The organism is Pseudoalteromonas amylolytica (assembly GCF_001854605.1).
GTDB lineage: Bacteria > Pseudomonadota > Gammaproteobacteria > Enterobacterales > Alteromonadaceae > Pseudoalteromonas > Pseudoalteromonas amylolytica.
In genome coordinates, this window is the sequence record NZ_MKJU01000031.1 from 44,593 (window position 1) to 66,205 (window position 21,613).

19 protein-coding genes are annotated in these 21,613 nt (G+C 43.1%); 12 read left to right on the forward strand and 7 right to left on the reverse strand.

Features of this window, described 5'->3' with window-relative positions; all coding sequences use genetic code 11:
* Positions 1–15: 15 nt before the first annotated feature.
* On the reverse strand, positions 16–333 hold the full coding sequence (gene clpS, locus BET10_RS17945; RefSeq protein ID WP_070987030.1) for an ATP-dependent Clp protease adapter ClpS: 318 nt from the start codon (positions 331–333) through the stop codon (positions 16–18).
* Positions 334–533: 200 nt separating this feature from the next.
* Here clpS and cspD point away from each other — a divergent pair, with 200 nt between their 5' ends.
* Both cspD and BET10_RS17955 read left to right on the forward strand, forming a co-directional pair.
* Positions 534–752: a cold shock domain-containing protein CspD gene (gene cspD, locus BET10_RS17950; RefSeq protein ID WP_070987032.1), complete on the forward strand. Its 219-nt coding sequence runs from the start codon at positions 534–536 to the stop codon at positions 750–752.
* Between the two features lie 268 nt (positions 753–1,020).
* Complete coding sequence (locus BET10_RS17955) at positions 1,021–3,243, forward strand: NADP-dependent isocitrate dehydrogenase (protein WP_070987034.1); 2,223 nt, start codon at positions 1,021–1,023, stop codon at positions 3,241–3,243.
* Positions 3,244–3,298: 55 nt separating this feature from the next.
* On the opposite strand, the gene BET10_RS17960 is transcribed toward BET10_RS17955, so the two are convergent.
* A complete protein-coding gene (locus BET10_RS17960; RefSeq protein WP_170829177.1) occupies positions 3,299–5,275 on the reverse strand; it encodes a TonB-dependent receptor plug domain-containing protein in 1,977 nt (658 codons plus the stop codon).
* 194 nt (positions 5,276–5,469) lie between these two features.
* On the opposite strand from BET10_RS17960, the gene BET10_RS17965 reads away from it, so the two are divergent.
* The 6 genes from BET10_RS17965 to BET10_RS17990 all read left to right on the forward strand — a co-directional run bounded on the left by BET10_RS17965 (position 5,470) and on the right by BET10_RS17990 (position 11,146).
* Positions 5,470–6,111, forward strand: a complete 642-nt coding sequence (locus BET10_RS17965) for a pseudouridine synthase (RefSeq protein ID WP_070987037.1) — start codon at positions 5,470–5,472, stop codon at positions 6,109–6,111.
* An 82-nt stretch (positions 6,112–6,193) separates the two neighbouring features.
* Entirely contained in the window at positions 6,194–7,294 is a 1,101-nt protein-coding gene (mnmA, locus tag BET10_RS17970; protein ID WP_070987039.1) for a tRNA 2-thiouridine(34) synthase MnmA, read from the forward strand.
* Positions 7,294–7,896 carry a high frequency lysogenization protein HflD gene (gene hflD / locus BET10_RS17975; RefSeq protein WP_070987041.1) on the forward strand — a complete coding sequence of 201 codons (603 nt, stop codon included), beginning with the start codon at positions 7,294–7,296 and terminating at the stop codon, positions 7,894–7,896. The genes mnmA and hflD overlap by 1 nt, the downstream gene beginning before the upstream one ends.
* A gap of 35 nt (positions 7,897–7,931) precedes the next feature.
* Positions 7,932–9,302 (forward strand): adenylosuccinate lyase, encoded by a 1,371-nt coding sequence (gene purB, locus BET10_RS17980; RefSeq protein ID WP_070987043.1) that lies wholly within the window; start codon positions 7,932–7,934, stop codon positions 9,300–9,302.
* Positions 9,303–9,366: 64 nt separating this feature from the next.
* Positions 9,367–10,530 (forward strand): cupin domain-containing protein, encoded by a 1,164-nt coding sequence (locus BET10_RS17985; RefSeq protein WP_070987045.1) that lies wholly within the window; start codon positions 9,367–9,369, stop codon positions 10,528–10,530.
* A gap of 157 nt (positions 10,531–10,687) precedes the next feature.
* On the forward strand, positions 10,688–11,146 hold the full coding sequence (locus tag BET10_RS17990; RefSeq protein WP_070987046.1) for a GNAT family N-acetyltransferase: 459 nt from the start codon (positions 10,688–10,690) through the stop codon (positions 11,144–11,146).
* On the opposite strand, the gene BET10_RS17995 is transcribed toward BET10_RS17990, so the two are convergent.
* The 4 genes from BET10_RS17995 to BET10_RS18010 form a co-directional block, all read right to left on the reverse strand.
* Positions 11,130–11,558, reverse strand: coding sequence for a DUF4826 family protein (locus tag BET10_RS17995; RefSeq protein ID WP_070987048.1), 429 nt, complete (start codon positions 11,556–11,558; stop codon positions 11,130–11,132). The genes BET10_RS17990 and BET10_RS17995 overlap by 17 nt on opposite strands.
* Positions 11,559–11,665: 107 nt before the next feature.
* The gene (locus BET10_RS18000; RefSeq protein WP_070987050.1) at positions 11,666–12,895 is read right to left on the reverse strand and encodes a lipoprotein-releasing ABC transporter permease subunit; all 1,230 of its coding nucleotides are present in this window, start codon (positions 12,893–12,895) and stop codon (positions 11,666–11,668) included.
* Positions 12,888–13,577 (reverse strand): lipoprotein-releasing ABC transporter ATP-binding protein LolD, encoded by a 690-nt coding sequence (gene lolD / locus BET10_RS18005; protein ID WP_070987052.1) that lies wholly within the window; start codon positions 13,575–13,577, stop codon positions 12,888–12,890. Before lolD ends, BET10_RS18000 begins: the two co-directional genes overlap by 8 nt.
* Positions 13,570–14,781, reverse strand: coding sequence for a lipoprotein-releasing ABC transporter permease subunit (locus tag BET10_RS18010; RefSeq protein ID WP_070987053.1), 1,212 nt, complete (start codon positions 14,779–14,781; stop codon positions 13,570–13,572). The genes lolD and BET10_RS18010 overlap by 8 nt, the downstream gene beginning before the upstream one ends.
* A 156-nt stretch (positions 14,782–14,937) precedes the next feature.
* Between BET10_RS18010 and BET10_RS18015 the strand changes: the two genes are divergently transcribed.
* Positions 14,938–16,632 (forward strand): SulP family inorganic anion transporter, encoded by a 1,695-nt coding sequence (locus tag BET10_RS18015; protein ID WP_070987055.1) that lies wholly within the window; start codon positions 14,938–14,940, stop codon positions 16,630–16,632.
* On the opposite strand, the gene BET10_RS18020 is transcribed toward BET10_RS18015, so the two are convergent.
* On the reverse strand, positions 16,571–17,452 hold the full coding sequence (locus BET10_RS18020) for a LysR family transcriptional regulator (RefSeq protein WP_070987057.1): 882 nt from the start codon (positions 17,450–17,452) through the stop codon (positions 16,571–16,573). The two genes, BET10_RS18015 and BET10_RS18020, sit on opposite strands and share 62 nt — an antisense overlap.
* Before the next feature lie 98 nt (positions 17,453–17,550).
* On the opposite strand from BET10_RS18020, the gene BET10_RS18025 reads away from it, so the two are divergent.
* The 3 genes from BET10_RS18025 (at position 17,551) to BET10_RS18035 (ending at position 21,580) form a co-directional block, all read left to right on the forward strand.
* On the forward strand, positions 17,551–18,675 hold the full coding sequence (locus BET10_RS18025) for an S-(hydroxymethyl)glutathione dehydrogenase/class III alcohol dehydrogenase (protein WP_070987059.1): 1,125 nt from the start codon (positions 17,551–17,553) through the stop codon (positions 18,673–18,675).
* Positions 18,676–18,685: 10 nt separating this feature from the next.
* A complete protein-coding gene (gene fghA / locus BET10_RS18030) occupies positions 18,686–19,525 on the forward strand; it encodes an S-formylglutathione hydrolase (protein ID WP_070987061.1) in 840 nt (279 codons plus the stop codon).
* A gap of 159 nt (positions 19,526–19,684) precedes the next feature.
* The gene (locus BET10_RS18035) at positions 19,685–21,580 is read left to right on the forward strand and encodes a DUF294 nucleotidyltransferase-like domain-containing protein (protein ID WP_070987063.1); all 1,896 of its coding nucleotides are present in this window, start codon (positions 19,685–19,687) and stop codon (positions 21,578–21,580) included.
* The last annotated feature ends 33 nt before the right edge of the window (positions 21,581–21,613 follow it).

A 21,613-nucleotide genomic window follows, 5' to 3' on the forward strand; every position in this document is an offset into this window, starting at 1 on the left:
CGAGAATTAAAAAGGTTATTCTTGCTCACAACTACACAGCAAAGGATGCTCATGGTCGCGAGCGTAACGATTGACCTGCTCAGCCTTGGTGTGGGCAATATCTGCAGGATATATACCACATACAGCTTTTCCCTCATGATGCACTTTCAGCATCACCTCAGTTGCTCTTTCGCTATCCATATTAAAAAATGTCATTAAAACTTCAATTACAAATTCCATTGGCGTGTAATCGTCGTTGTTCAAAATGACCTTGTACTTACGCGGTGGGCTTAGCTTTTGCTTTGCACTTTCGCGTACCGTGTCTATCACACCTGATTCTTTCGTCCCACTCATAATTAAATATAGTCTTGTCTTGGTAACTCAAGCAAACTTGAATTAAAAAATAAATAAAATGTTAAAAAATTCGTTAAAAAACTTGACTGACTGCTTATATAAACTACAGTCCTAATTAGATTGCTTAATCTATGGGCAGTCTAGCAAATTATAAAGTTTAGATTAACTAAATTAGTCAACTTATAGAAGGATGTAGAAGTATGGCTTGCGGAAAAGTCAAATGGTTCAACAATGCCAAAGGGTTTGGTTTCATCGTAGAAGACGGCAGTGAGGAAGATATCTTCGCCCATTACTCAACGATTGTAATGGATGGATACAAAACGCTTAAAGCTGGTCAGGATGTAACATTCGAGCTACAAGAGGGGCCTAAAGGCCTCCACGCTACCAACATCGCTCCACGTGATGAAGAGTTAGCTTAGTTGTAGTTTTGGCTATCGGAAGCGGGCTGCAATTGTTGCTCGCTTCATATTCCTTATAATTTTTGTCCCTTCTCCTTTAAAATTTCTAATTAGCCCTCATCTATTTTGCTTGCTACAATAGCGCTCGTTGTCGTTAGGTAGGTTAGATATTTTTATTTACGTGCAAAGTGAAAATATCTAACAAACTTGCTATAACCTGTTGCCTTAGGCAACATAGCATTCCCTTTGCATTGTTGAATGGCGAAAAGCCACAAATCTAGGAATGATGATGACATCAAAAATTATTTACACCAAAACCGATGAAGCTCCGGCGCTTGCCACTTACTCATTGCTTCCGATCATTCAAGCTTACACCAATGCCGCTGGCGTAGAAGTAGAGACTCGTGATATCTCTCTTGCTGGACGTATTATTGCTAACTTCCCTGAGTTCTTAACTGAAGAACAGCGTATCAACGACGCACTTGCAGAACTGGGTGAATTGGCGAAGACACCAGAAGCCAACATCATTAAGTTACCGAATATCAGTGCTTCTATTCCTCAGCTTCGTGCAACCATTAAAGAGTTACAAGAAAAAGGTTACGCACTGCCTGACTACCCTGCTGAACCAAAAGATGACAAAGAAGCTGCAATCAAAGCTACTTATGACAAAATCAAAGGAAGTGCGGTAAACCCAGTATTACGTGAGGGTAACTCAGACCGTCGAGCACCAGCTTCTGTAAAAGCCTATGCGCGTAAAAATCCACACTCAATGGGTGCTTGGTCTGCGGATTCAAAATCGTATGTTGCCAGTATGACTGACGGCGATTTTTTCGGCTCAGAACAATCTACAACCGTTAGCGAAGCAACAGATGTTCGTATTGAGCATGTAGCAGCTAATGGCGATGTTACTGTTTTAAAAGCGAGCACACCACTACTAGCCGGAGAAATCATTGACGCTTCACGTATGAGCGTTTCTGCTTTGCAAGAGTTCTTAGCTGCTGAAATCGCATCTTCTAAAGACAAAGGCGTACTGTTTTCACTACATATGAAAGCAACCATGATGAAAGTGTCAGACCCAATCATCTTTGGTCACGCTGTTAAGGTTTTCTATAAAGATGTGTTTACTAAGCACGCTGCGCTTTTCGCTGAGCTAGGTGTAGATGTAAACAATGGTTTAGGTGACGTTTATTCTAAGATTCAACAGCTTGACGACGCGAAGCGTCAAGAAGTAGAAGCTGATATCGCAGCGGTATATGAGTCTAGCCCAAGCATCGCAATGGTAGACTCGGATCGTGGCATCACGAACCTACACGTGCCAAGCGATGTGATCATTGATGCATCAATGCCAGCAGCCATTCGTACAAGTGGCCAGATGTGGAACGCTGAAGGTAAGCAACAAGACACTTGCTTTGTGATCCCAGATCGCTGCTACTCAGGCGTTTACCAAGCAACTATTGACTTCTGTAAGCAAAATGGTGCTTTTGACCCTCGTACCATGGGAACAATCCCTAACGTTGGTTTGATGGCACAAAAAGCTGAAGAATACGGTTCACACGACAAAACGTTTGAAGCGCCAGCAGCGGGTATCATCCGCGTTGTAGACAACAACGATAATGTACTGCTTCAACATGGTGTTGAGCAAGGCGATATCTGGCGCATGTGTCAGGTTAAAGACGCACCAATCAAAGATTGGGTTAAACTTGCAGTGAACCGCGCTCGCGCGACTGGTGTACCAGCAGTATTCTGGTTAGATGAAAACCGTGCTCACGACGCGCAGTTAATCAAAAAAGTACAAGCATACCTGCCAGAGCATGATACTGACGGCCTTGAAATCCTGATCAAAGCACCAATAGATGCAACTTTATACTCTCTTGATCGCATGAAAAACGGTCAAGACACAATTTCTGTAACTGGTAACGTACTGCGTGATTACCTAACTGACTTATTCCCAATTCTTGAGCTTGGTACAAGTGCTAAAATGCTGTCTATCGTGCCACTGATGAATGGCGGCGGTTTATTTGAAACAGGTGCAGGTGGTTCCGCACCAAAGCACGTTCAACAGTTCGAGAAAGAAAACCACTTACGTTGGGATTCGTTAGGTGAGTTCCTTGCTTTGGCCGCATCTTTAGAGCACTTGAGCCAAGCTACAGGCAATACTAAAGCACAGGTATTGGCTGATACACTTGACCAAGCAACTGGTAAGTTCTTAGATGAGAACAAGTCTCCTTCACGTAAAGTGAATGAGTTGGATAACCGTGGCAGTCACTTCTACTTGTCACTGTACTGGGCTCAAGCGCTTGCAGCACAAACAGCAGATGCGCAGTTACAGTCTCAGTTCACAGACATTGCACGTGATTTAGAAGCTCAAGAGCAAACTATTGTAGCTGAACTCAACGGTGCACAAGGTAAAGCTATGGATGTAGGTGGCTACTATCAACCAAATGATGAGTTAGCATTCTCAGCAATGCGTCCTAGCAACACATTCAACGAAATCTTAGCTAAGCTAGTGTAACGTTGTAGTAATGTGGAAAAAGCCTGCTTATGCAGGCTTTTTTATTATCTGTTCGCTAAAACTGATATCGGTAGGACAGTGAAACGTTGCGCCCTCTTGCTTGATATTCTCCAAATGGCTGGTTGTTCTTCTCTCCAAACGGAACAATAGCGCTGGTACTATACTCTGTATCCAATGCGTTATTGATATCTAATGACAATGACATATTATCACTCAGTTGATAATTAACCGCCGCAGAAACCGCTGTGTTTGAATCTTTATCTGACAAAACTTCCACCGTACTTCTACCATTGACCGACACCGAGATGCTCCAGTTTTGATTCGGATAATACACAAGTGATGTCATGCTATAGGTTCTAGGGACGAGTATGTCTGATGGCGTTATTTGCTGTGCTTCGTCAATATGTGTCTGATTACTGAACAGGTGCGTGATAAACCCTTTTAATTGCACTTTGTTAAACAGTCTCAATTGCCAGTCTATTTCCACACCTCGTGTAGTATTGCTTGCAATGTTATCTAGAAATACATTATCTCCATCCACACGAAAATCTATCAGGTCGTCAATATCGTTCCTAAACAAGCTAGTACTGATAGAAAAATCCTCACCGACAAATTGATACACAAACTCTAATGCCTCGAGTGTTGTTGGACGGAGGTTTTGATTACCTATCGTCAAACCGCTTTCTTCGTCATACAAATCTCCAAGTGAAGGCACTCGGTAGGCTTGGCCATAAATTAACTTAAAGGTGTGCCGTTCGTTTGGACTGTAGATCAAAGTTGCCCTAGGATTGGTTTTATCCGTCACATCATTATACGCATCATTACGTAAGCCCAACGTTGAGCGCCACTGGTCATTCCATACTGATTCCAGCTGTACGTAAACCATTTCTATGCGCCGCTCGTTATCCAAGATAATACGCTGCTCAGGTGCCGTTAACTCAACCACATTACCGAAGTATTCGAGATCTCCAAAAATATTGTAGTTACTACGTAAATACCCTCCTGGCACTTGGGAGCGAACGAACTCGAGCCCTGCTGATACCCTATGCTTAGCAAGCAGTTGGTAGCTGTAATCAATATTTGCTCGATAAGAATCATGCGTAAAGTTTTCTCCAAATAGAAAATCCGCTTGGGTAAATGGTCCTGTTCCTTTTAGCTCAAGCGCCGAGAGCGATTTACGCTTGGCTTTGGAATATTCAAGTCCCGCTTTAAACATCCAATCTTGCTGTTGAGCATTTTGGTATTCAAGCCGAGATAGCCAGTGTTTGTTTTCTACATACGCCGTTCCATCTCTCAATCTGCGAAACAAGTAATGATTCTTGCGCTTTGAATTAAAATAATGGTTTCTGAGCGTAAACCCCGCATAGGATAGATAGGCCTCTAATTGATTGGCCTCGTGTGCATCATTTGTAGTAGTTTGAATATTAAAGCGGTCAAAGACATTTCCTAAAGTATCACCATCGTCTTCATAAATACGCGCATCAACCCCAAAGGACAACTCTTCACCTTGATAGTTAAAGCCCCCGTTGATTTCTCGCCTGTCAAACGAGCCCACAGCAACTTCAATATTATTCTCTATTTTGGTCACGATATTAATGACACCGTTAAACGCATTTGAACCATATAAAGTCGATCCAGGGCCTCGAATAACTTCAACTTTCTCAACATTATGTAAGCTAACAAACCTGTCTATGTAGTTGATTCCACCTGTATAATCTTCGTTCAAGCGTTGACCATTAACTAAAACTAAAAGCGTGTTAGCGTATTTTTGCGGGTGTCCGCGTGTGATCAGATAAGATTGGTTACCTTCGACCGAATTATACATTGGATAAAACCCAGAAATGTGGGCAAATAATTCACTCAGTGTTTCAATACCTAACAGTCGGATATCTTGTCTCGAAAAGTAACTGACCGTTGAAGGGGCATATTTAAGTTGGGTATCCGTCTTGGTTGCGATGGTTACAGTAACGTTTTGTAACTCTTCAAGAGACAAGCCATAGATGTCCTCTTCTGCAACACAGTTACATGCCATAAAAACACCCAACAAATAAATCAAGTGGATGGCAGGCGTATTAGTCATAGTTACATATCGGGTTACTTTAAAGTCATATCTATAAGTTAGTTATGTTACATTCATTTGTCACGTGAAACATTGTGCAACTCGCCCCTTTGTCACTATCACAGGCAATGATACAATTCATAGCGCTACAATTAATCGGTGAAGTAATGAATAAAGCCCGTACACAGTTCAACAAAAGTAATAGAAACAAGCCTAAGACCAAGTTTCAAAGTAAACGCCCTGTCAAACAGGCTCTCCCTCCAGAACAAGTAAAAATAATTTTGTTCAACAAGCCCTATGATGTTTTGTGTCAATTTACCGATGACGCAAATCGCGCAACGCTTGCTAATTACATCAAAGAAAAGCATGTCTATGCCGCAGGTCGTTTAGACAGAGACAGCGAAGGTCTTTTGCTTTTAACCAACTGTGGAAAACTACAACATCAATTAACTAACCCCAATCAAAAAACCACCAAAACTTACTGGGTGCAAGTCGAAGGTGTTCCGTCAAATGAAGCTTTAAAAGCTCTATCTGAGGGTGTAGAGCTCAAAGATGGTCTAACTCGACCTGCCACTGTTAAAGTTATTGAAGAGCCAGATATTTGGCCAAGAACTCCACCAATTCGAGAACGTGCAAGTATTCCTACAACGTGGTTAAGCATCAGCATAAGTGAAGGTAAAAACCGCCAAGTTCGTAGAATGACAGCGCATGTCGGCCATCCAACACTGCGACTAATTAGAGCAAAGATTGGAAAATACACCCTTGATGGATTAAAAAATGGCGAATATAAGATACTCAGCGGTTATTGATAGAGATATCGACTTTTAGCGGCAGGCTTTTGCGTGCTATAATCACGGCCTTTCCACATCAGGTAGATTTACAGCAAAAATTATGAGCGATAATAGTCACATTAAAGTCATCGTTGGCATGTCCGGCGGTGTTGATTCTTCGGTTTCAGCGTATCTGTTAAAAGAGCAAGGCTATCAGGTTGAAGGCCTGTTCATGAAAAACTGGGAAGAAGACGATAATGATGAGTATTGCGCCGCCGCTGAAGACTTAAAAGATGCGCAAGCTGTCTGTGACAAATTAGGCATTGAACTACACACCGTAAACTTTGCCGCTGAGTATTGGGACAATGTGTTTGAATACTTCTTAGCTGAATATAAAGCAGGCCGTACACCTAACCCCGACATCATGTGCAACAAAGAGATTAAATTCAAAGCGTTCTTGGAATTTGCCGCACAAGCACTAGGTGCCGACTACATCGCCACCGGTCATTATGTTCGTAGAGAAGAACGCGATGGTCAGTTTGTTATGTGTCGCGGTTTGGACGATAACAAAGATCAAAGTTACTTCTTATACACTTTAAGTCATGAGCACATAGCTCAAACGCTTTTCCCTGTTGGTGATATTGCCAAGCCTGAGGTACGTCGTATCGCAGAAGAGCAAGATTTAATTACACATGACAAAAAAGACAGTACAGGCATTTGTTTTATTGGTGAGCGTAAATTTAAGGACTTCCTACAAAAGTTTCTACCCGCCCAGCCTGGCAAAATAGAAGACACCGAAGGCAATGAAGTAGGTGAGCATGAAGGCCTTATGTATCACACTCTAGGTCAGCGTAAAGGTCTACTAATAGGCGGTATGAAAGAAGGTAATGGTGAGCCTTGGTACGTTGTTGACAAAGATATTGAGCGTAATGTGCTAGTTGTAGGACAAGGTAAAGATCACCCTCGTCTGTTCAGCAACGGTCTAAATGCCGACCAACTTCATTGGGTTGACCGTACGGGACCTAAAGGCACCACCCGCTGCACCGTAAAAACCCGTTATCGCCAAACTGATATTCCATGTACCTTACTCGTTGGTGCAGACGGCATGGCACGTGTTCTGTTTGATGAGCCACAAAAAGCAGTCACGCCAGGTCAATCGGCTGTCTTTTACGCAAATGAAGTTTGCTTAGGCGGTGGAATTATTGATTCGGTGATTAAGTAATGGCTGCAAACTATGTAATGCCACTTGCGGCAATGTGTCAAATAACACACTTAGTTCAAAAAGCTGCAAAATTTGGTCAGTTTAATGAACGTGAAGTTGAGGGCTTTTTACAAAGCATCGTCAACCTAACCCCAGATAAACCAGAAGACGTTTACCCGGATCACTTTGCTTTGAAGTCTGGTTATCGCACCTTGCTTGCACAACTAACCCCACAAGGTGAAAAAGACGTAGAGATGGTTAAGTATGTGGGCAGCTTAATGCAGCTGGAAAGGGCTTTATCCAGCAATAAAAAAGCACTCGATATGCTTGCAAAGCGCCTTAAAGATATAGAGCGCCAATTACAACATTTCAATCTATGCGATGACACAATCATTGCGGCTTTCGCTGACATTTACAGTGAAGTGATTAGTCCGCTTGGACAAAAGATCCAAGTATTTGGGCAACCTGAATTGCTAAAACAACCTGCAGTTCAGCAAAGAGTTAGAGCACTACTACTTGCGGGTATTCGTAGTGCTGTGCTTTGGCGTCAACTAGGTGGTAAACGCCGCCAGTTTTTCTTCGGTAAGAAAAAAATTATCGTCCAAGCACAAAGCAGAATTTAAAATATCGTTCAAAACCAATTAGTTTAGGAGAAATTATGGAGCTTTCAGCGTTAACCGCTATCTCTCCAGTGGATGGTCGCTACGGCAGTAAAACTACCGAATTACGTGGCATCTTCAGTGAGTTTGGCTTAATTAAGTACCGTGTCACTGTCGAAGTACGTTGGTTACAAGCACTAGCCCAAGCCCCAAGCATTGCTGAGGTACCTGCATTTAGCGATGAAGCTAACGCGTTATTAGACAGCATAGTTGATAACTTTAGTGAAGCTGATGCCGCTAGAGTCAAAGAGATAGAACGTACAACAAACCATGACGTTAAGGCTGTTGAATACCTTTTAAAAGAAAAGGTTGCAGATAATGCTGAATTAAATGCTATTAATGAGTTTATTCATTTCGCATGTACATCTGAAGACATCAATAACTTGTCTCACGGCTTAATGTTAAGCGAAGCACGTGACAAAGTATTGTTGCCTTATTGCGATGAACTACTCGCTGCACTGAAAGCAAAAGCAGTTGAATACCGTTCTGTCGCTATGATGACACGTACCCATGGTCAGCCTGCATCTCCTTCAACTATGGGCAAAGAGTTTGCCAATGTGTATGTTCGCTTGAAGCGTCAACGTGATCAAATCGCACAAGTGGGTATTCTTGGCAAAATAAACGGCGCTGTTGGTAACTACAATGCACACTTAAGTGCCTACCCTGATTATGACTGGCACGCTCACGCAGAGCAGTTTGTTACTAGCCTTGGCTTAACCTGGAATGCGTTTACCACACAAATCGAACCACATGATTACATTGCAGAATTATTCGATGCTATCGCTCGTTTCAATACTGTTCTACTTGATTTTGATCGTGATGTTTGGGGCTATATTGCACTTAACCACTTTAAGCAAAAAACGGTAGCTGGCGAAATTGGTTCCTCTACAATGCCACATAAAGTTAACCCAATCGATTTTGAGAATTCAGAGGGTAACCTTGGCTTAGCGAATGCTATTTTTGCTCATCTTGCACAAAAACTACCTGTTTCTCGCTGGCAGCGTGACCTGACTGACTCAACAGTGCTACGTAATCTAGGTGTCGGTATGGGTTACACACTGATCGCTTATCAAGCAACGCTTAAAGGTGTTAGCAAGCTTGAAGTGAACGCTGACAAGCTACTTGAAGAACTTGACCAAAATTGGGAGCTACTTGCTGAGCCTATTCAAACAGTTATGCGTAAATACGGTATTGAGAAGCCATATGAGAAGCTTAAAGAACTTACCCGTGGTAAACGTGTCAACCAAAGCATTATGGCTGAGTTTATCGACGGCTTAGAGTTACCTGAAGATGTAAAAGCACAGATGAAGCAAATGACGCCAGCTAACTATATCGGCCGTGCGGAAGCTTTTATCGACGAGCTCGTATAACTTACACGTAAATTAAGTTATAAAGCGAAAGAAGCATTTCTTTCGCTTTTTTTATGGAAAAATTATGTACCAATTGAGAATTAATGATCTAACCACAGCGCAGTTTTTATCGCAGTATTGGCAAAAACAGCCTTTACTAATTAAGTCAGGTTTCAGCAACTTTATTGACCCTATAGAGCCTGAAGAACTTGCTGGATTGGCGATGGAGGAAAGCATTGAATCTCGCTTGATCACCAATCATAACGACGATTGGCAAGCACACCATGGGCCCTTCGAAGACTTCACACTGCTAACCCCAGAAAACAGCACACTTTTGGTGCAAGCGGTTGATCACTGGCACCCTGAAGCCGCACAATTACTCACACCCTTTAGATTTATTCCGAATTGGCGGATTGACGACTTGATGATCAGTTACTCGACTCCTGGCGGAGGGGTTGGCCCGCATTTAGATCAGTATGATGTGTTCATTATTCAAGGCCAAGGTAAAAGGCACTGGCGTGTTGGTTTGCCCGATCAGAACCTAAAACAATTTGCAAAAAATAAATCTCTGCTGCAAGTAGAGCCCTTCGAGGCTATCATTGATTCGGTATTAGAACCTGGAGACATCCTTTACATACCGCCGGGTTGTCCTCATGAAGGATATGCCGTTGAGAATGCACTTAATTACTCCGTCGGATTTAGAGCGCCAGATCAAAAAGATTTGGTATCAAGTTTCGCCGACTACCTTATCGACCATGAGCTTGGAAATACACGTTATAGCGACCCTGATTTACTTACTCCCAAATCTATTGGTCAAATCAGCGATACTGAAATCAATAATGTACGCAAACTGATGCAAGACGTTCTTGCCGATGACAATACCTTCAAGCACTGGTTTGGAACCATGATCAGTCAAGCCAAGCATGATATCGACTTGGCACCATTAGATGAGCCTTTGAGCGTAGATGACTTGCAAGAATACCTTGAGACAAGTGAAGTCATTATTCGCGCAGGTGGTGTTCGTTCGATGTACCAAGTTTTACGTCACTCCATATTATTAAGTGTTAATGGAGAGAGTTATACTTTACCACTAGAAACGCTTGAGAGTGTAAAGCTGTTAACCGACGAAACTGAATTTACAGTATCACAAATAAAAGAATCATTTAGTTGTTTGGAATTTATGAAAACCTTAACTAAACTGATTAGTGAGGGAACGTATTACTTACAAGAAGACGATGAGTTTGAATAGCTTGACTGAGGCGTTCAAACTGTGACCGTTGCCAAGTTGATTTAGGTTTTTATTTATTACTTTGCAGACACTAGCACTGTAACTAAATAGCAGCAAAAATAGGCACTTAATAACTTGGTAACCTGCGCAAATACGTTATGTATTCGGTGGAGGAATCATGAGTTACCACGTTGACAAGGTCAGTTGGCTTCAGAAAAAGGCGCTGCTAAAGCAAATTCGTGAACGCGTATTTGTATACGAGCTTCACATACCAAAAGAAGTCGAATTTGACTCACTAGACGCGCTATCGGAACACGTTATCATTCACAGCGAGAAGAATGAAGCGGTAGGAACAGGAAGGCTAAGCCCTGATGGATTAATTAGCCGAATTGCGGTGCTGCAATCACACCGCAACAGGGAGGCGTACACTTCGTTGCTAAACTTTCTTGTACTGATTGCCAGTGAAAAAGGTTTAGACACAATTTATGTTAATTGTATACTTGATGAAGTTCCGAACTTTATTGAGAGCGGCTTTTTAAAACAAGGTTGTGTATTTATGGAAGCAGGGATCCCGAGGCAAAAGCTCAAGTGCCCTATCTCCTCATTTAACACCGAACCATTTACGATGCTTCATTAGCCCAAAGTTGCTCTCTATCTGCAATTTCATATATTCCATGGGCACTGTTAACAAGTAGGTTTGCAAACTTGACTTGTGTTTCATCATGTTTACTTGTCGCCAGAATATCATCTGCTTTTAACTGCCAACGGTATGAAAAGTACTTAATTGCTTCTCGTGCTGTTTTCGCTGCACTTGCTTCCATATGATCTGTTGGTAATCGACCCGTGATCACCCAGTAGTTTTTCCCATTTTGTGCTTTCATTTTCCAAATTGCGCAAAGTGGCGCTAAAAAGCGGCTTTCATTATCAAAAACTGTACTTGGGATAATACCCTTCTCGGCCAAGTGCTTTTGAGCATTTTGAAAACATTCTCTTTGCCATTCTCTTTCTAGTTCTTCAATTTGCTGTGGTGTTAACTGTTGTTCGCTCATGATCTACTTCTTACCTAAGCTTGAATTGTGACTGTAATGTACGGGTTTACGAACGTGCTTGCAAGCATCAAGGTACTATACATAATATGTCGCGTAAGCCACACCCGTTAGTTGTTCCCAAGTACCTGTGCAGGATCGGTTTTAGTTGCCTGCCATGCAGGGTAAACACTTGCAAGAGTTGCCAGCAAAAGCGTCACTGTCAAAGTGATAAATATATCTGACCACACTAACTTCGATGGCAAGAACTCAACAAAGTATACGCCTGACAGGGGGTTACTTTCTGGACTCGAGTAAATAGCATTAAATAAGTCAGGCAGATTAATAGCCATTAATACCCCGAAAAGAGTGCCAATAACAGCACCAATTGTAGCGTAAGTCACCCCTTGCAACGCAAACGTAGCGAATATAGTACTATCTTTTGCCCCCATGGTTTTTAAAATCGCGATATTTGCCTGTTTATCTTTCACCTCCATGACCATGGAGGAGACTATGTTAAAACTCGCAACTGCAATAATCAAAAACACAACTAAGAAAACTATCGTTCTAACCATTTGAATATCTTGATATAAACTACCTTGTGTTCTAAACCAGCTATTCACATATACTAAGTCGGGAATACTCTGCCCTGCACTCATGGCGATATCATGGGCACTGAATACATCATTGACCTTTGCTCGAAGTCCTGTCACTTGATTTTTGTTCAGCCCAAGCGTTTCTTGCAGCGCGCTGATATGTGTTAGGGTCAAACTTTCGTCAATTGGCCCACCCATATTGATGGTCGCTACTACTTGCAACGTTAACCTTTTTGGCGCGGCAAGCGGCTGCTCTGCGTGCTGATTGGCGACCAACAGCGTTACTTTATCCCCGGCTTGCACATCAAGCGCTTGTGCTATCTTAGCTCCTAACACGACTTCGTTAGCTGCGAGTTGCGATATGGCTTTGCCCTGAATATAACGACCGACGTTGGAAACTTTATGGTGTAAATGAGGTACTATTGCTTTGAGCTGCGATGCTTTGAGCTTACCTTTATACTGCACCATGGCAGTCAAATTGATCTCTGGCGTTGCAGCCATTATGTTCGAATGAGCTTCCAGCGTTTCTACCTTTTGTGGCCAGTCTGATATCGGCTCATATGGCGCTTGATAACTGACATGGGGAACCACTGAAAGAAGTCGCTCTTCTAACTGCTGTTCAAAACCATTTATGACCGATAAAGCTACAATCAAAACTGTCACGCCCAACATAACACCGAGTGTAGAGGCTTTGCTTAATAAGCTAACGATCCCTGTTCGTCTCTTGGCATGACGAAAACGTTTGCTCAAAAATGCACTAAGCATGACTCACCTCAGCAATCACACCATCGTCTAATTGAACGCTGCGGCCCAGCTTTTCAGCTAATTCCAAATCGTGCGTTACTACCACAAAACTGGTATTAAGTTGCTGATTAAGCTCAGCAAGTAACTCATAGATATTGATGGCATTGTGCTTATCTAGGTTTCCGGTTGGTTCATCAGCAAGTACTAATGCAGGTTTAGTGACCAATGCGCGAGCTATCGCCACACGCTGGCGTTCACCGCCAGATAATTCCGATGGCTTATGGGATGCGCGCTTCCCTAATCCTACCCGCTGTAACATAGCCTGCGCTTCTGGTTCGGCCTGTTTGATACTCATCCCTCTTATCAACAGTGGCATTGCCACGTTTTCTAGGGCTGTAAACTCCATCAGCAGGTGATGAAACTGATATATAAAGCCCATGTGTTGGTTACGAAACTCGGCTTGTTTTGCCCTTGATAATTTTGCCACCTCCACGCCTTTAATACTCACAGTACCCGATGAGGCGCTATCCAAGGTGCCAAGAATATGAAGCAAGGTACTTTTTCCAGAACCCGAACTTCCGACGATAGCAAGCATTTCACCTTGTTTGATTTGTAGATCCACACCTTTTAACACTTCAACTTGTGCTTTCCCATCTTGATAAGATTTACCCAACTTTTTACAATCAATAACTAAATCATTCATATCTTAATACCTCAGCTGGTAATACACTTGCTGCCTTTTTCGCGGGATAAAGTGTCGCTATAAAGCTCAAGGCAATACTTACCAACGTCATCATCAGTAAACTTGACGTTGAAAAAACAACCGGCAAACTGGCACCGCCCAAAAGTGAAAGCCCAGTAAATTGCAAAATTTCGTTAATATTGTTGGCCACTAACAGCCCAAAGAATACGCCAATTCCCGTGCCAATCAGGCCATTATATAAGCCCTGTATCATGAACACTCGGCCTATCATGGTTGGTGTAAAGCCAAGAGTTTGCAGAATCGCCACCTCTCCTTGCTTTTCTCGTACCATCATCGAAAGCGCCGAGAGAATATTGAATATCGCAACAATTACGATGAGACCAAGTAACAGCGACATAATACGTTTCTCCATCGCTACCGCGGCAAACAAAGTGCCTTGTTGCGACTGCCAGTCATCAACAACATATTGCTGCTGTAAATTAGGCATTTCTTCATAAAACTCAGTCAAGGAGAAAGCATCATCCAACGTAATACTCACATCATATTGAGCGCTATCTGTGCGACGCATTAATCGAGCTAAGCTTCGTCCATCAGCAAAAGCTAAGCTTGTATCAGCTTCACTATTGGAGTCATAAATTGCAGCCACGCTGAACAGTCGCTGCATTGGTACGCGCCCAAGCGGTGTGTAACTTGTGACATCAGGCATAATCACCCTAATCTCTTCTCCCACCCCGACGGAAAGTTTGCTGGCGAGATAGCGGCTTATCATCAGCTGATATTTTTGCGAAACTAAGCGTTGGCTGGTGCCACTATATACAGAGTGCTCAACTGGGTTCTTGTAACCGTCAAAAACCCCTTGTAGGCGCACGCCAACCAGCTCTTTGTTAGTTTGTAAAATAACATCTGAAGTAAGATAAGGCTGTACACGTTTTACTTGTTCTTTTGCCATCAGTTCAGCCATCAATGACTCACTATTAAACTGTGACGCGCTAGTTTGCTTGACCTGAACATGTGGGATCAAATCAAGCATCGCGGTTTTTAAGGTTTGCTCAAAGCCATTCATCACAGAGCTGACAGTGATCAGCGACATCAAACCTAGTGAGATACCCGCAATAGAAAAAAACGATATAAAAGAAATAAATGCGTTACCTTTGGCAGCCGTAGCATACCTTAAGCCAACGAATAAGCTGACAGGCTGAAACATACTTAATTTTGATTATGTTTGAGGTTAATGCGACGCATATTAGCACAAACCAACTGAGCTTTGGTACGCTACAAATTGTAAAAAAATATTGGATATCCAATAGTTAAATGAGATTTTTAGTGTAAAATGCCTGAAATCTCACGGCATGGAAGTTTTATGTTGTCTTTATCTAGATTTAAGCACATGAATTTAAAGGGGGATTTGTTCGGTGGTGTAACTACCGCAATTATATCCCTTCCATTAGCTCTCGCCTTTGGTGTAGCTTCCGGCGCAGGTGCCGAAGCTGGTATGTGGGGCGCAATACTCGTTGGCCTCTTCGCTGCTTTATTTGGTGGCTCTACCTCTCTGATTTCTGAACCAACAGGTCCGATGACGGTCATTATGACCGCAGTTTTAACCACTATGATGGCTAAATACCCTGAAACAGGAATGGCCATGGGTTTCACCGTTGTCATGATGGCCGGAGCCTTTCAAATCTTACTCGGTACACTCAAACTCGGTAAATATGTAACCTTGATGCCTTATAGCGTCATCTCAGGTTTTATGTCTGGAATTGGGGTTATATTGATCATTTTGCAAATTGCACCATTACTTGGTCATAAAGCCCCCCCAGGAGGCGTTATTGGTACACTCTCTATGTTACCAGACCTGATAATGAATCTGCATTTTTCAGAGTTATTGTTGGGTGCTCTAACCCTTGGTATTCTATTCTATCTACCAGAAAAGTATCGCCAATATGTTCCCGCGCAACTGGTTGCTCTAGTTGCCATTACCCTATTCTCAGTCATCTTTTTTGACACTGATAGCATACGACGCATTGGTGAGATCCCGAGCGGATTGCCAGACATGGTCTTTCCGACATTTGGGGCTGAAGTCTTTACTGAAATGGTTATAGATGCATTAATTTTGGGCACTTTAGGGTGCATCGACACCTTGCTCACTGCCGTTATCGGAGACAGTTTAACCCGTACGGAACATAACTCAGATAAAGAATTACGTGGCCAAGGTATAGCAAACATGGTATCGGGTCTATTTGGCGCATTACCAGGAGCTGGCGCGACAATGGGAACCGTGGTCAACATTCAAGTTGGTGCGCGTTCGCCGGCTGCTGGTATTATCAGAGCGCTCATTTTGATGGCCGTGGTGTTCGTGGCCGGTAGCCTAACAGAGCCCATCCCAATGGCCGTTTTAGCGGGTATTGCGGTATATGTTGGCTTCAATATTTTAGATTGGAGCTTCATTCAGCGTGCTCACAAGTTAAGTCTCATGCAAATGGCCATTATGTATGGCGTTATGCTTTTAACAGTATTTGTTGATCTCATGGTCGCCGTAGGGCTTGGCGTGTTTATATCAAACATCATTGTAATCGAGCGGCTGAGCCAGGTACAAGCAGAGCAAGTTAAGGCTATCAGCGACAGTGATGATGATGTGCCAATGAGTGAGCAAGAGCGTGAACTGTTCAATCAAGCACAGGGTCAATTGCTCTACTTTTACCTCTCTGGCCCCATGATTTTCAGTGTCTCTAAAGCAATTGCCAGACAGCACCGCGATGTTGCAAAGTATAAAGCTATGGTGCTGGACTTAAGTGATGTTCCAATGTTAGACGTCACAGTAAGTCTAGCGCTTGAAAATGCCATTATTGACGCATTGGACGCCAACTGTGAAGTATTTATCTACTCACCAAACCCACAAACTAGCGAACAGTTACATCGCTTCAACATCAATGAGCGATTGGGCGGTAGTGCCTTCTGTCAAAGCCGTGAAGAAGCACTTAATTGTGCTCTTGCTGCTATGCAGACAATTGAGCAAACCGCAGGGCTAAATAATCAAGCAACAGGCGTAAACTCGTAGGCATGTATTGTCTGGGCGGATATAACGCCCAGACTCCTTCTGGCTCAGGCCTAAAATGCGGTAGCACCTCCACAAGCCTTTGTTCATTGAGCGCTTCTTGAACGTAGTAATGCGGTAATTGAACCAACCCTATTCCTTTACACGCCGCATCTAACAAAGACCACCCGCTATTACAGATCAGATTGCCATGTACTGTAATGTTACGTTCTTTCTCATCATCTAAAAACCGCCATGATCTACTATTTCCTATCAAACAATTATGCTGAGCAAGTTCGCTTAAACTATTAGGCTGTCCATGACTTGCCAGATAATCCGGCGCTGCACAAACCAAGGTGTTGCGCCACGCTAATTTACGGGCTTTGAGGCTAGAGTCTTTTAGGTTGCCAAGCCGAATCGCCACATCAATACCCATAGCAACAATATCCAACTGCTCATTACTTAACGTCATTTCAATGCTCACTTTTGGATATTTACGCATAAAATCGCTGACTATTGGCATAATATAATGTTCGCCATACATTACTGGTGCGGTGAGTTTAAGCACCCCTGAAGGTTGTTGATCCCTTTGTCGAAGCGCCAAAGTAGCATCATCATAGGCATGTTGAAGGTGCCGTGCATGCGTGAGAAATACTTTTCCTTCTTGAGTCAACGTAAGCGTGCGCGTCGTGCGAGTCAGAAGCTGATGATTTAGCTGCTGCTCTAGCTCTTTAACTCTACGACTTACCTGCGCAACCGACGTATTTAACTTTTTGGCTGCACGAGTAAACGAGCCTAAGGTTGCAACAGCAACAAACTCATCAATACCAATCCATCTATCCATTATTACAAATACGTAAAAGTGTTTTATTTATATTGATATTATCAAAAATAAGAAACTAATTATACTTAGGTATCTTTTACGGAAAATGAGAACAAAATATGTCTGAATTTATCAAATCAAAAGCTGCTATCGCTTGGGGTCCAGGTCAGCCACTTAGTATTGAAGAAGTGGATGTTATGTTGCCAAAAGCAGGCGAAGTATTGGTTAAAATCACCGCCACTGGCGTGTGTCATACAGACGCTTTTACACTTTCAGGTGAAGACCCTGAAGGCGTATTCCCTGCAATACTTGGCCACGAAGGCGCTGGCATCGTCGAAGCTGTTGGTGAAGGCGTAACGAGTGTGTCAGTAGGCGACCATGTTATACCGCTTTACACCCCTGAATGTGGCGAGTGTAAGTTCTGTACATCAGGCAAGACTAATCTGTGTCAGAAGATTCGAGAGACACAAGGCAAGGGCTTGATGCCAGATGGGACAACACGTTTCTACAAAGACGGAGAGCCTATTTATCACTACATGGGTACTTCAACTTTCTCTGAGTACACCGTATTGCCTGAAATTTCGCTTGCCAAAGTTAACCCTGAGGCTCCTTTGGAAGAAATCTGCTTGCTGGGCTGTGGTGTTACCACAGGTATGGGCGCAGTGATGAACACCGCAAAAGTACAAGCTGGTGATACCGTGGCTATTTTTGGTTTAGGTGGTATTGGCCTATCGGCCATTATTGGTGCAACTATGGCTGGCGCTAGCCGTATCATTGGGATTGATATCAACGAAAGCAAATTTGCATTAGCAACTAAGCTTGGTGCTACAGATGTTATCAATCCAAAAGAGTATGATAAGCCAATTCAAGAAGTGATAGTAGAGATGACAGACGGTGGCGTTGACTTCTCTTTTGAATGTATTGGTAATGTAGATGTAATGCGTTCAGCCCTTGAATGTTGCCACAAAGGCTGGGGTGAGTCAGTTATCATAGGGGTCGCAGGTGCTGGCCAAGAGATCAGCACCCGTCCATTCCAATTAGTCACTGGTCGTGTTTGGCGTGGTAGTGCTTTTGGTGGTGTAAAGGGCCGTTCTGAACTACCAGAAATCGTTGAACGCTACATGGCAGGTGAATTTAAGCTTGATGACTTTATCACTCACACAATGGCGTTAGAAGACATCAATGAAGCGTTTGATTTAATGCATCAGGGTAAGAGCATTCGCTCTGTCGTACACTATAAGTAAAGGAAGCACCATGGAATTAGTCGCCAGCAACAAAGTGGTTGGCGGCTGGCATAAGCGTTACCGCCATGCCAGCGAAACCACTCATTGTAACATGACATTCGCTATTTTCTTACCCGAAGCTGTTAATAAGGGTAACAAAGTCCCTGTTTTATATTGGCTGTCAGGATTGACCTGTACTGATGAAAACTTTATGCAAAAAGCAGGCGCTTTCAAGCTTGCCAATGAGCTAGGAATTGCCATTGTTGCACCTGACACCAGCCCCAGAGGGGATGACGTCGCAGATGATGCAAAAGGCAGTTATGACTTTGGGCTTGGCGCTGGATTTTATGTCAATGCGACCATGCCGCCATACAAAACTCATTACCAAATGTATGATTACATTGCCTCTGAGCTTCCTAAACTAGTTCAGGCCCACTTTCCTGTCACGACGCAACAAGCCATCAGTGGTCATTCAATGGGCGGTCATGGTGCGTTAGTGATAGGCATGCGTAACGCCCAAAGCTATTCAAGTATATCGGCATTCAGTCCAATCTGTAATCCAATGCAATGTCCGTGGGGAGTGAAAGCATTCACTGGATATCTCGGCATTGATACCAAGCAATGGCAACAGTACGATGCCACCGCTTTGATGCTAAATCAGCAATTTGATGCGCAAACCCCAATATTAATTGACCAAGGCGATGCGGATAACTTTTTGGAAGAGCAACTACAACCTTGGTCTTTGCAAAAAGCAGCTGAACAAGTCAACTATCCGTTTGTTTTAAATATGCGCGAAGGCTATGATCACAGCTACTTTTTCATCAGTAGCTTTATAGATGAGCACTTGCGATTTCACGCCAAACATTTTTAATTTCTAAAGGGAGCGATTATGGCCTCTTGCTCCCTTTTGCCAGCAACGCTGTTTGTATACGAATAAGGCTACTTTATGCCATGAAGCATACTTGCCGTTGCAAATTAACCCGCCGTCTTCCACAATAAGATTAATTATCGTTTTACATCAAGGCAAACCATGGAAGTTGAACATCAGGAAATTGCCCGATTCTTGGAAGCTTACCCCCCTTTTTCAGTTCTCCCTAGCGACGCTTTGAACTCGCTGGCTAGTAGTGTTGAGGTGAGTTACTATCGCTCGAACAGTGAGATCTTTAAGTACGGTCAACAAATCACACATCTGTATATTGTGCGTTCTGGTGCAGTAGAGCTTTCTCGACGTTCCGGTGAGCTTTATCACCGTATTTCAACCGGTGGAATCTTTGGACATCGTGGTTTGTTGATGAATCGCAAGGTGCGTTTTGACGCAAGTACGCTAGAAGACACATTGGTGTATTGTATTCCGGTCGATATTTTTGATGAATATTGTAATGATTTCGAGTTTTTCGCCGACTATTTTGAAGCGGATGACAACGCTCACTTAAAAATGACCGTGTCAAAACACGCTGACAGCAATGATATGACCACTGCCAAAGTCGCCAAGCTGATTTTACGCGATGTTGTATATGTTGATCGTAACAGCACAGTACAACAAGCGGCACAAATGATGGCAAAGGAGCAAGTTTCGTCGCTTTTAATTTACGACCCAGCAAAACCTGTGATGGAAGACCCAGAAGAAGATGATGCGCAAGTCGTAGGATTGATAAGCGATAAAGACTTGCGTACGCAAGTCGTCGCACAAGGTCTACCCTACGACACCCCTGTCAGTGACATCATGACTACAGATGTGGTGATTATCGACTCAAATGCCTATGTTTTTGAAGCCATGATGTTAATGCTCAGAGACAGCGTACACCATTTGCCAATCGTACATAAGCGCAAGCCTATCGGTATGTTGACGCTGTCTGATATTTTACGTTATGAATCACAAAGCAGCTTGTTGTTTGTTCAGGGCTTAATGGAGCAACAAAGCGTTGAAGACCTTGCAAAATATTCCAAGCACCTTGACGCCATATTTACTCGCATGGTCAATGAAGATGCCAATTCCCATATGATAGGTTCAGCCATGTCTGTCATAGGGAAAACATTTAAGCATAAACTGCTTGAACTGGCGGAAGCTAAACTTGGCCCCCCTCCCATCCCCTACTGCTTTATCGCATTAGGCTCTATGGCCAGAGATGAGCAACTTATAGTGACCGACCAAGACAATGCTTTGATATTGCATAACAGTTATAAAATCGAGCAACACGGTGCATATTTTGAGAAGCTCGCCAAGTTTGTCTGTGATGGGCTCGCTAATTGCGGCTATAAATATTGCGATGGTGGTATTATGGCAAGTAATCCAGCTTGGCGATTAACCTTTGATCAATGGCAAAACCAGTTTCAAGATTGGATAGAAAACCCAAAACCTGAAGCGTTGCTCAACAGCTCTATCTTTTTCGACCTAGAAGGTGTTTGGGGCGAACTGAAGTGGGCCGAGCAGTTAAGTGCATTTATCAGTAAAAAGGCGCAAAAAACACCAAACTTCTTAGCTGCTATGGCATACAATGCACTAAAAAGAACACCTCCTTTAGGGTTTTTCAACGGTTTCGTGCTAGAACAAGATGGTCAGCACAAGCACTCAATGAACATCAAGCGCCGTGGTACAGCACCACTGTCTGATTTAGTGCGGGTTCACGCTTTAGCTGTCGGCTCACGCAAGCAAAACTCATTCGAAAGACTAGATGACATTGATGAAGCTAACATTCTGCCCAAAGGAAAAGTACAAGATCTACGCGCTTCTTTGGAATATATTGCGATTATGCGAATTAGGCATCAATCTTGGCAAATCGAACAAGGTAGCAAACCCGACAATAGCCTCGCACCTGAGACCCTCTCAGAATTTGAGCAGCGCAATCTCAAAGAGGCCTTTGGTGTATTAGACAAAGCACAGAGCTTCTTGAAGTTTAGATATCAAAATAAAGCGAAAATAAAATAGCACGCGGCTAAATGATATGAAACAGACGGATTA

Bases quoted from the DNA above. Each gene is read 5' to 3' on its own strand.
- BET10_RS18035 (WP_070987063.1), top strand. From the start codon at position 19,685: ATGGAAGTTGAACATCAGGAAATTGCCCGATTCTTGGAAGCTTACCCC.
- BET10_RS17960 (WP_170829177.1), bottom strand. From the start codon at position 5,275: ATGGCATGTAACTGTGTTGCAGAAGAGGACATCTATGGCTTGTCTCTT.
- clpS (WP_070987030.1), bottom strand. From the start codon at position 333: ATGAGTGGGACGAAAGAATCAGGTGTGATAGACACGGTACGCGAAAGT.
- BET10_RS17985 (WP_070987045.1), top strand. From the start codon at position 9,367: ATGTACCAATTGAGAATTAATGATCTAACCACAGCGCAGTTTTTATCG.
- purB (WP_070987043.1), top strand. From the start codon at position 7,932: ATGGAGCTTTCAGCGTTAACCGCTATCTCTCCAGTGGATGGTCGCTAC.
- fghA (WP_070987061.1), top strand. From the start codon at position 18,686: ATGGAATTAGTCGCCAGCAACAAAGTGGTTGGCGGCTGGCATAAGCGT.
- lolD (WP_070987052.1), bottom strand. From the start codon at position 13,577: ATGAATGATTTAGTTATTGATTGTAAAAAGTTGGGTAAATCTTATCAA.
- BET10_RS17965 (WP_070987037.1), top strand. From the start codon at position 5,470: ATGAATAAAGCCCGTACACAGTTCAACAAAAGTAATAGAAACAAGCCT.
- mnmA (WP_070987039.1), top strand. From the start codon at position 6,194: ATGAGCGATAATAGTCACATTAAAGTCATCGTTGGCATGTCCGGCGGT.
- BET10_RS17995 (WP_070987048.1), bottom strand. From the start codon at position 11,558: ATGAGCGAACAACAGTTAACACCACAGCAAATTGAAGAACTAGAAAGA.
- BET10_RS18000 (WP_070987050.1), bottom strand. From the start codon at position 12,895: ATGCTTAGTGCATTTTTGAGCAAACGTTTTCGTCATGCCAAGAGACGA.
- BET10_RS17955 (WP_070987034.1), top strand. From the start codon at position 1,021: ATGACATCAAAAATTATTTACACCAAAACCGATGAAGCTCCGGCGCTT.
- BET10_RS18015 (WP_070987055.1), top strand. From the start codon at position 14,938: ATGTTGTCTTTATCTAGATTTAAGCACATGAATTTAAAGGGGGATTTG.
- cspD (WP_070987032.1), top strand. From the start codon at position 534: ATGGCTTGCGGAAAAGTCAAATGGTTCAACAATGCCAAAGGGTTTGGT.
- BET10_RS18020 (WP_070987057.1), bottom strand. From the start codon at position 17,452: ATGGATAGATGGATTGGTATTGATGAGTTTGTTGCTGTTGCAACCTTA.
- hflD (WP_070987041.1), top strand. From the start codon at position 7,294: ATGGCTGCAAACTATGTAATGCCACTTGCGGCAATGTGTCAAATAACA.
- BET10_RS18025 (WP_070987059.1), top strand. From the start codon at position 17,551: ATGTCTGAATTTATCAAATCAAAAGCTGCTATCGCTTGGGGTCCAGGT.
- BET10_RS18010 (WP_070987053.1), bottom strand. From the start codon at position 14,781: ATGTTTCAGCCTGTCAGCTTATTCGTTGGCTTAAGGTATGCTACGGCT.
- BET10_RS17990 (WP_070987046.1), top strand. From the start codon at position 10,688: ATGAGTTACCACGTTGACAAGGTCAGTTGGCTTCAGAAAAAGGCGCTG.